Genomic DNA, 9,417 nt, shown 5'->3' with positions numbered 1-9,417 from the left:
GGCGGCGGCCGCCGCCTCCACATCGCTGCCGTACGGACCGTCCGAGGCGGGCATCGCGTGCACCCGCGCGGGATCCAGCGGCACCGAGTCGAGCAGCGCCGCCCTGGCCTGGGTGACGTTGCGCTCCGGATCGCCCTCCGGCAGGAAACGCTCGTCGCCCCACCACAGGTCGAGCCGCGACCAGTCCACCGCGTCCCGGGCGGGCGCCGCCGCCAGCGCGGCCAGCAGCCCGTTCCCGTTGCGGCCACCGGTCAGCACCACCGAGGCGGAGCCCCGGGCGGCCTGGGCGTCCACGACCCTCGTGATCAGCCGGGCCGCCGCGGCCTGCGCCATCAGCTCCTTGTCGCGGTGCACGACGAGCTGCGGCGTACTCACTTCGGTGACGCCTTCTTCGGCATGGTGGCCGGAGTGGCCGCCGAGGAAGCGGAGTCGCCGGAGGACTCCCCGGTGGCGGCGGACCCCGACGCGAGCGACGACGTCGCGTACGCGGGCGCCGAGAGCGCCGCCCGCCCCCCGTCACCCAGCCGGTGCACGCCGAAGCGCAGCGACGCCGCGTAGGTGTCGTCCGGGTCCAGCCGACGCAGCTCCTCGGCGATCAGCTCGGCGGTGTCCCGCCGCTTGAGCGCCACCGCGCGGTCCGGCTGGCCCTGGATGGACAGCGTCGCCAGCGACCCGTCCGCCCGGTCCAGCTTGATCGGCCCGCAGGACGTCTCCATCCGTACGGCCGTCAGCCCGGGACCGGCCGAGACACCGCGCCGCACCGGCACCCGCAGCCGGTTCGCCAGCCACATGGCCAGCAGCTCACAGCTCGGGTTGTGCTGCTCGCCCTCCACCTCCACCGAGGTGACCTTGCAGTCCACCTGATCCAGGGCGGCGGCGACCATCGAGCGCCACGGGGTGATCCGGGTCCAGGACAGATCGGTGTCGCCCGGGGTGTAGGCGTCGGCGCGGGCCGTCAGCTCCTCCACCGGGTTCTCGGCGGAGTACGTGTCCGTCACCCGGCGCTGCGCCAGCTTGCCCAGCGAGTCCTTGGCGGGGTTCACCGGCGCGTTGACCGGCCACCACACGACGACCGGGGCGTCGGGCAGGAGCAGCGGCAGCACGACCGACTGCGCGTGGTCTATCACGTCGCCGTACAGACGCAGCACCACCGTCTCGCCGGTGCCCGCGTCGGCGCCGACCCGTACCTCCGCGTCGAGCCGCGCCTTGGCGCGGTCGCGCGGCGAGCGGGAGACCCGCTTGACGACGACCAGCTTGCGCGACGGGTGCTCGCGGGACGCGTCGTTGGCGGCCTTGAGCGCGTCGTACTGGTTCTCCTCGTCGGTGACGAGGACCAGGGTGAGGACCATGCCGATGGCGGGGGTGCCGATCGCCCTGCGCCCCTGCACCAGCGCCTTGTTGATCTTGCTGGACGTGGTGTCCGTAAGGTCGATCTTCATGGCCGACGCCAGCTCCGTCCGTCTCGTGCGAGCATTTCGTCCGCCTCGACCGGACCCCAGGTCCCGGACTCGTACTGCGCGGGCTTGCCGTGCTTGTCCCAGTAGTGCTCGATCGGGTCGAGGATCTTCCAGGACAGCTCGACCTCCTCCACGCGCGGGAAGAGGTTCGAGTCGCCGAGCAGCACATCGAGGATGAGCCGCTCGTACGCCTCGGGGCTGGACTCCGTGAAGGACTCGCCGTACGCGAAGTCCATCGAGACGTCCCGCACCTCCATCGAGGTGCCCGGCACCTTCGAACCGAACCGCATGGTCACGCCCTCGTCCGGCTGGACCCGGATGACCAGGGCGTTCTGCCCCAGCTCCTCCGTCGCCGTGTGGTCGAAGGGGGAGTGCGGGGCACGCTGGAAGACGACCGCGATCTCGGTGACGCGGCGGCCGAGCCGCTTGCCGGTCCGCAGGTAGAAGGGGACGCCCGCCCAGCGGCGGTTGTCGATCTCCAGCTTCACGGCGGCGTACGTGTCGGTCTTCGACCGGGGGTCGATGCCCTCCTCCTGGAGGTAGCCGACGGCCTGCTCGCCGCCCTGCCACCCCTCGGCGTACTGCCCGCGCACCGTGTGCGCGCCCAGGTCCCTGGGCAGCTTCACCGCGCCGAGGACCTTGGTCTTCTCCGCCGCCAGCGCGTCCGCGTCGAAGGAGGCGGGCTCCTCCATCGCGGTCAGCGCGAGCAGCTGGAGCAGGTGGTTCTGGATGACGTCGCGGGCGGCGCCGATGCCGTCGTAGTACCCGGCCCGGCCGCCGATGCCGATGTCCTCGGCCATCGTGATCTGCACGTGGTCGACGTACGACCGGTTCCAGATCGGCTCGAACAGGGTGTTGGCGAAGCGCAGCGCCAGGATGTTCTGGACGGTCTCCTTGCCCAGATAGTGGTCGATCCTGAAGACCTCGTTGGACGGGAAGACCTCGTGGACGACCTTGTTCAGCTCGATCGCCGAGTCCAGGTCGTGGCCGAAGGGCTTCTCGATGACGGCGCGCCGCCAGGAGCCCTCCTTCTGGTCCGCGAGCCCGTGCTTCTTGAGCTGCTGGACGACCTGCGGGAAGAACTTCGGCGGTACGGAGAGGTAGAAGGCGAAGTTGCCGCCCGTCCCCTGCGCCTTGTCCAGCTCCGCGATCGTCGCCTTCAGGTTCTCGAACGCGTCGTCGTCGTCGAAGACGCCCTGGACGAAGCGCATCCCCTGGACGAGCTGCTGCCAGACCTCCTCGCGGAACGGGGTGCGCGCGTGCTCCTTGACGGCGTCGTGGACCTCCTTCGCGAAGTCCTCGTCCTGCCATTCGCGCCGGGCGAAGCCGATCAGGGAGAAGCCCGGCGGCAGCAGACCACGGTTGGCGAGGTCATAGACGGCAGGCATCAGCTTTTTGCGGGACAAATCGCCCGTGACGCCAAAGATGACCAGGCCCGACGGCCCCGCGATACGCGGGAGCCGTCGGTCCGCGGCGTCACGGAGCGGGTTCGCTCCGTGGGTTGCGGTCAAGGGATCAGCCCTCCGAAGGGGCGAGGCGCTTCAGCTCCGCCTCGGTCGACTTGAGCAGGTCGTTCCAGGACGCCTCGAACTTCTCGACGCCCTCGTCCTCCAGCAGCTGCACGACGTCGTCGTACGAGATGCCGAGCCGGGCGACGGCTTCGAGTTCGGCGCGCGCCTGGTCGTAGGTGCCGCGCACGGTGTCACCGGTGATCCGGCCGTGGTCGGCGGTGGCGTCGAGCGTGGCCTCCGGCATGGTGTTCACCGTGTTGGGGGCCACCAGGTCGACCACGTACAGGGTGTCCTTGTACGCCGGGTCCTTGACGCCGGTCGAGGCCCACAGCGGACGCTGCTTGTTGGCCTGCGCCCGGTCCAGGGCGGCCCAGCTCTCCCCGCCGAATACCTCCTCGTACGCCTCGTAGGCGAGCCGGGCGTTGGCCAGGGCCGCCTTGCCGCGCGCCTCCTTGGCCTCGGGGGTGCCCAGCGCGTCGAGCCGCTTGTCGATCTCGGCGTCCACACGGGACACGAAGAAGGACGCCACCGAGTGGATCTTGGAGAGGTCCAGCCCCGCGGCCTTCGCCTTCTCCAGACCCGCGATGTAGGCGGCCATGACCTCGCGGTAGCGCTCCAGCGAGAAGATCAGCGTGACGTTGACGCTGATGCCCCGGCCGATCGTCTCGGTGATCGCCGGCAGCCCGGCCTTGGTCGCCGGGATCTTGATCAGGGTGTTCGGGCGGTCCACCAGCCAGGCGAGCTGCTTGGCCTCGGCGATGGTCGCCTCGGTGTGGTGCGCCAGGCGCGGGTCCACCTCGATGGAGACCCGGCCGTCCTGGCCCTGGGTCGCGTCGAAGACGGGACGCAGGATGTCGGCGGCGTCACGGACGTCCGCCGTCGTGATCATGCGGACCGCCTCTTCGACGGTGACCTTGCGGGTGGCGAGGTCGGCGAGCTGCTGCTCGTAACCGTCACCGCTGCTGATCGCCTTCTGGAAGATCGACGGGTTGGTCGTGACGCCCACCACGTGCTGCTGGTCGATCAGTTCGGCGAGGTTGCCGGAGGTGATCCGCTTGCGCGAGAGGTCGTCGAGCCAGATCGCGACGCCTTCGTCGGAGAGGCGCTTGAGTGCGTCTGTCATGAGGTTTGCATCTCCTACAGTTCGTATATGGGCGTCAGCGCGCCGCGGCCTCGAGAGATTCCCGGGCGGCGGCGGTGACCGCGTCCGCGGTGAACCCGAACTCGCGGAACAGGACCTTCGCGTCCGCCGAGGCCCCGAAGTGCTCCAGCGACACGATGCGACCGGCGTCGCCCACGAAACGGTGCCAGGTCAGGCCGATGCCCGCCTCGACCGCCACGCGCGCCTTCACGGAAGGCGGCAGCACGCTGTCCTTGTACGCCTGGTCCTGCTCGTCGAACCACTCCACCGACGGCATCGACACGACGCGCGTGGGAACGCCCTCGGCCTGGAGCCGCTCGCGCGCCTCCACGGCCAGCTGCACCTCGGAGCCCGTACCGATCAGTACGACCCGCGGCGTCGTGTCCTGCCCCTCGGGCCCTTCGGCCTCGAACAGCACGTAACCGCCCTTGGCGGCGTCGTCGTCGGCGTCGTACGTCGGCACGCCCTGGCGGGTGAGCGCCAGACCGTGCGGGTTGCCCTTGTCGTGGCGCTTGAGGATCTCGCGCCAGGCGATCGCCGTCTCGTTGGCGTCGGCCGGGCGGACGATGTTCAGCCCCGGGATGGCGCGCAGCGCGGCGAGCTGCTCGACCGGCTGGTGGGTCGGGCCGTCCTCGCCCAGACCGATCGAGTCGTGCGTCCACACGTAGGTGACCGGCAGCTTCATCAGCGCGGCGAGCCGCACGGGCGGGCGCATGTAGTCGGAGAACACCAGGAAGGTGCCGCCGTAGATACGGGTGTTGCCGTGCAGCGAGATGCCGTTCATCGTCGAGCCCATGGCGTGCTCGCGGATGCCGTAGTGCACGGTGCGGCCGTACGGGTCGGCCTCCGGCAGCGGGTTGCCCGCCGGGAGGAACGACGACGTCTTGTCGATCGTGGTGTTGTTCGAGCCCGCGAGGTCGGCCGAGCCGCCCCACAGTTCGGGGATGACCTCGCCGAGCGCCTGGAGGACCTTGCCGGACGCCGCACGGGTGGCGACGGCCTTGCCGGTCTCGAACGCGGGGAGCTTGTCCTCCCAGCCGGCGGGTAGTTCACCCGCGCGCACCCGGTCGAACGTGGCCGCGCGGTCCGGGTTGGCGGTGCGCCAGGCGGCGAACGCCTTCTCCCACTCGCCGCGCGCCTCACGGCCGCGGTCCAGGGCCTCACGGGTGTGCGTGATGACCTCGTCGGAGACGGCGAAGGACTTCTCGGGGTCGAAGCCGAGCACCTTCTTCGTCGCCGCGACCTCGTCGGCGCCGAGCGCCGAGCCGTGCGCGGCCTCGGTGTTCTGCGCGTGCGGGGCGGGCCAGGCGATGATCGAGCGGGCCGCGATGAACGAGGGGCGCTCCGTCTCGGCCTTGGCCGCGAGGATCGCCGCGTGCAGCGCCCGGGGGTCGAGGTCGCCGTCGGGCGACTGCGCGACACGCTGGACGTGCCAGCCGTACGCCTCGTACCGCTTGATGGTGTCCTCGGAGACCGCGGTCTCCGTGTCGCCCTCGATCGAGATGTGATTGTCGTCCCACAACAGGACGAGGTTGCCGAGCTTCTGGTGCCCGGCCAGCGAGGACGCCTCCGCGGAGACACCCTCCTGGAGGCAGCCGTCCCCGGCGATCGCGTAGATCGTGTGGTCGAACGGCGACGTGCCGGGCGCGGCGTCCGGGTCGTACAGGCCGCGCTCGTAGCGGGCGGCCATGGCCATGCCCACGGCATTGGCGACGCCCTGTCCGAGCGGGCCCGTGGTGGTCTCCACGCCGACGGTGTGTCCGTGCTCCGGGTGTCCCGGGGTCTTCGAACCCCAGGTGCGGAAGGACTCCAGGTCGGCCAGTTCCAGGCCGTACCCGGCCAGGTAGAGCTGGATGTAGAGGGTCAGCGACGAGTGGCCCGCCGAGAGGATGAACCGGTCACGGCCCGTCCACTGCGCGTCGGCGGGGTCGTGCCGCATGAGCTTCTGGAAGAGCAGATACGCGGCGGGCGCGAGACTCATGGCCGTACCCGGATGGCCGTTGCCGACCTTCTGTACGGAATCCATGGCCAGGACGCGGGCGGTGTCAACGGCCCGGCGGTCCGTTTCGGTCCACTCGAGGTCTGTGGTGGTCGGCTTGGTGCTCACCCTGAGTCAGGGCTCCTCTCCACATGTTCGAATCCCGGTGTCTTTGGGCGCACCGGTTCGCTGTCGAGCCTACCCGCAGCATCTGGCATCTTTCCGAGCGCGTTTCCAGGGTGCGGTGTGCGTGCGGACTTCGCCTCTCGGCAGGCTCTCGGCAGGGTGTACGGCCCATGTCCACAGGGCGTTCAACACGAGTCCCGGCGACCCGACCCCCGCGAGGATCGGCATGCGGGCAACGTCTAGAGTGGCGTGGTACGCGCAGGTCTTCACCGGGACTTACGACCCGGCGCGCGATAGGGAGTGGATCAGCGAGCGTCCGCCGCGGAGCGGCTGATGCCGCCGACGCGGCTTCGGATCCAAGGCGACGGAGGGAAGCGACGCGGAGCGTCGCCAACCGACGACTACGCCGGAGACGGAGTCGTAGGGTGTCGAGAGCCCGCTCACTATCGTGCACCAAGTCGTCAACGCCGGTGGCCTGCTGGAATTTCTCTGTCAGGGGTGTGCGTGACGGCCGTCGAGTCCCGACCCGCAGGGGTCGTCCTGACTCCGAGCTCGGGTGGCCATCGGCCGTTCGGGGCCCGCGTCAAAGCGTTCGTGGCGTTGACCAAGCCGCGGATCATCGAACTACTGCTCATCACCACTGTGCCGGTGATGTTCCTGGCTCAGCAAGGTGTCCCCGATCTCTGGCTGGTACTCGCCACATGTATCGGCGGTTTTCTCTCCGCGGGCGGCGCCAACGCGCTGAACATGTATATCGACCGTGATATCGACGCCCTGATGGACCGTACGTCCCAGCGCCCCCTGGTCACCGGAATGGTGTCGCCGCGCGAGGGCCTGGCCTTCGGACTCGCGCTCGCCGTGATCTCCACTCTCTGGCTGGGATTCCTGGTCAATTGGCTCTCCGCCTGGCTGGCGCTGGGAGCACTCCTTTTCTATGTCGTCGTCTATACGATGATTCTCAAGCGGCGCACTTCACAGAACATCGTGTGGGGCGGTATCGCGGGCTGTATGCCGGTGCTGATCGGCTGGTCGTCCGTCACCGATTCGATGTCCTGGGCCGCCGTCATCCTCTTTCTGGTGATGTTCTTCTGGACGCCGCCGCACTACTGGCCGCTGTCGATGAAGGTCAAGGACGACTACGCCAGGGTCGGCGTCCCGATGCTCCCGGTGGTGGCCACCAACCGGGTGGTGGCGCGCCAGATCGTCCTCTACAGCTGGGTGATGGTCGCCGTCTCGCTGCTGCTGACGCCGATGGGCTACACCGGCTGGTTCTACACGGCGGTGGCGCTGCTGGCGGGCGGCTTCTGGCTGTGGGAGGCGCACAGCCTGCACTCCCGCGCCAAGGCGGGCAAAGAGGGCGCCAAGCTCAAGGAGATGCGGCTGTTCCACTGGTCCATCACCTATGTCTCCCTGCTCTTCGTGGCGGTCGCGGTGGATCCCTTCCTGCGCTGAGCGCCGCACGGACGGGCGGGGTACGGGGTCTTCACCCCGTACCCCGCCCGTCCGCTTCTCCGGCTACCCGTTCACGCTACCCGTCGGTAGCATCCTGTCCCATGGCAGAGAACCAGCAGGTTGACGAGAACGACGGCGGCAGCGGCAGCGACGAGGACCGGGCCCTCGCCCGGCGCGCGGCCCGAGCCGGGCGCGCGGCCGCCCGGCTCGCCAAGCGGATCGACGCCTTCGCCCGCGCGCACGGCGGAGCCGAGGGACAGCTCGCGTACATCGGGCGGGCGGGCACCCGGATCGTGCTCGTCGGCGAGGACGGCGCGTGGGGCGACCTCGTCGCTCCGACCCACGACATCGCGCGTGGCGCGGCCGAGCGCGCGGGCCTTACGCTCCACGAGTCCTTCGACGGCGAGTTCGCCGCCAAGGTGCGCACAGGACCGTACGAGTGGACCCGGATGGCCGGGCTCCAGATCGGTGGACGCCGGAGCGCCTGAGGCGTCGGCACCGGGCACCGGCGCCGACGGGAGCGCCACCCGGCCGGGGGTTCACCCGTTAGGACTGCAGCAGGACGCCGGTCGGCGAGCGGCCGGCGGTCCATGGTCCACGACGGGAATCCCGATGATCGAAACAGCGTCCCTGGTGGACCAGTACTGCCACGGTGTCCTCCGCACGGAACTGGGCCTCGGCACGTTCGAGACACAGCTCGGCGGCGCGGTGGGACAACCGGCGGCCGGCACCACCTTCTTCGACACCCAGACCGGGTTCGCGGTGCGGCGCTGGTGCCCGCCGCTGCTCGGTCTGGAACCGCACTGCCCGCCCGCACACTATCTGGCCCGCCGCCGCGAACTCGGCGCCCTGGAAACCGGGCGCAGACTGCTGCGCTCCACCGGCATCCGCGCCTATCTGGTGGACACGGGACTCCCCGGCGATCTGACGGGCCCGGGGGAGACGGCCGCCGTCGGCGCCGCGGGCGGCCACGAGGTGGTCAGGCTGGAGCGGCTCGCCGAGCGCGTCGCGGACGTCTCGGGCGGCGCCAGCACCTTCCTCGCGGGCCTGGCCGAGTCCGTGCACCACGCCGCCGCGACGGCCGTCGCCTTCGGCGCGGTGGGCGCCACGGCCCACGGCGGTGTGCTCGCGCCGGAGCCGCCTGGCCCCGGCGCGGTCAGGGGCGCGGCCGTACGGTGGCTGACCGGGCGCCGGGCGGGCGGCCGCCTCACGGACCCCTTACTCCTGCGCCATCTGCTGTGGACCGCCATCGGTACGGGGCTGCCGCTGCAACTGCGTCCGGGCGGCGGCCTCGGCGACGACGGCGCCTTCGCCCGGACCGGCGCCGACAGCGCCGACCCGGTGCCGCTCACGGCGTTCGCGGCGGCCACCGCCGGGCTCGGCGCCGATCTCGTCCTGCTCGGCTGCTACCCGTACCACCGGCAGGCGGCGCGGCTGGCGAGCGTCTTCCCGCACGTGTACGTGGATCTGGGCAGCGTGCTCACCCGCACGGGGGCCGGGGCCGCCGCCGTGCTGGCGCAGATGCTGGACGTCGCGCCGTTCGGGAAGCTGATGTTCTCCAGCGGCTCGCGGGGACTGCCCGAACTGCACGTGGTGGCCGCCGCGACCTTCCGGGAGGCGCTGGACAGGGTCCTCGGCGGCTGGGTCGCCGACGGCGCCTGGTCGCCCGGGGACGCGCGGCGGGTCGCGGGGATGATCGCCGAGGGCAACGCCCGCCGGGTGTACGGACTTCCGGCGGGCGTTGCCCTCGGC

At 70.7% G+C, this 9,417-nt stretch carries 8 protein-coding genes; 3 read left to right on the top strand and 5 right to left on the bottom strand.

The annotated features are described in order from the left end of the window. The 5 genes from DVH02_RS17595 to tkt form a co-directional block, all read right to left on the bottom strand. On the bottom strand, positions 1-375 hold a 375-nt coding region (locus DVH02_RS17595), incomplete at its 3' end, for a 6-phosphogluconolactonase (RefSeq protein WP_199566329.1). Beyond that, positions 372-1,439 carry a glucose-6-phosphate dehydrogenase assembly protein OpcA gene (opcA, locus tag DVH02_RS17590; RefSeq protein ID WP_114624763.1) on the bottom strand — a complete coding sequence of 356 codons (1,068 nt, stop codon included), beginning with the start codon at positions 1,437-1,439 and terminating at the stop codon, positions 372-374. The genes DVH02_RS17595 and opcA, both read right to left, overlap by 4 nt. After that, positions 1,436-2,968 (bottom strand): glucose-6-phosphate dehydrogenase, encoded by a 1,533-nt coding sequence (gene zwf, locus DVH02_RS17585; RefSeq protein WP_114624762.1) that lies wholly within the window; start codon positions 2,966-2,968, stop codon positions 1,436-1,438. The genes opcA and zwf overlap by 4 nt, the downstream gene beginning before the upstream one ends. A gap of 4 nt (positions 2,969-2,972) precedes the next feature. After that, complete coding sequence (gene tal, locus DVH02_RS17580) at positions 2,973-4,091, bottom strand: transaldolase (protein WP_114624761.1); 1,119 nt, start codon at positions 4,089-4,091, stop codon at positions 2,973-2,975. A 34-nt stretch (positions 4,092-4,125) separates the two neighbouring features. Continuing rightward, complete coding sequence (gene tkt, locus DVH02_RS17575) at positions 4,126-6,216, bottom strand: transketolase (RefSeq protein ID WP_114624760.1); 2,091 nt, start codon at positions 6,214-6,216, stop codon at positions 4,126-4,128. Between the two features lie 495 nt (positions 6,217-6,711). On the opposite strand from tkt, the gene DVH02_RS17570 reads away from it, so the two are divergent. The 3 genes from DVH02_RS17570 to DVH02_RS17560 all read left to right on the top strand — a co-directional run. Then, complete coding sequence (locus DVH02_RS17570) at positions 6,712-7,665, top strand: heme o synthase (protein ID WP_233518287.1); 954 nt, start codon at positions 6,712-6,714, stop codon at positions 7,663-7,665. A gap of 101 nt (positions 7,666-7,766) precedes the next feature. Continuing rightward, positions 7,767-8,153, top strand: coding sequence for a hypothetical protein (locus tag DVH02_RS17565; protein WP_199566328.1), 387 nt, complete (start codon positions 7,767-7,769; stop codon positions 8,151-8,153). A gap of 124 nt (positions 8,154-8,277) precedes the next feature. After that, on the top strand, positions 8,278-9,417 hold a 1,140-nt coding region (locus DVH02_RS17560; RefSeq protein ID WP_114624758.1), incomplete at its 3' end, for an amidohydrolase family protein.

The sequence above is a fragment of the Streptomyces corynorhini genome, from assembly GCF_003346515.1.
In the GTDB taxonomy this organism is placed as follows: Bacteria; Actinomycetota; Actinomycetes; order Streptomycetales; family Streptomycetaceae; genus Streptomyces; species Streptomyces corynorhini.
The sequence above is the reverse complement of the archived record's forward strand: the minus strand, read 5'-3'. Positions and strand labels throughout refer to the sequence as shown.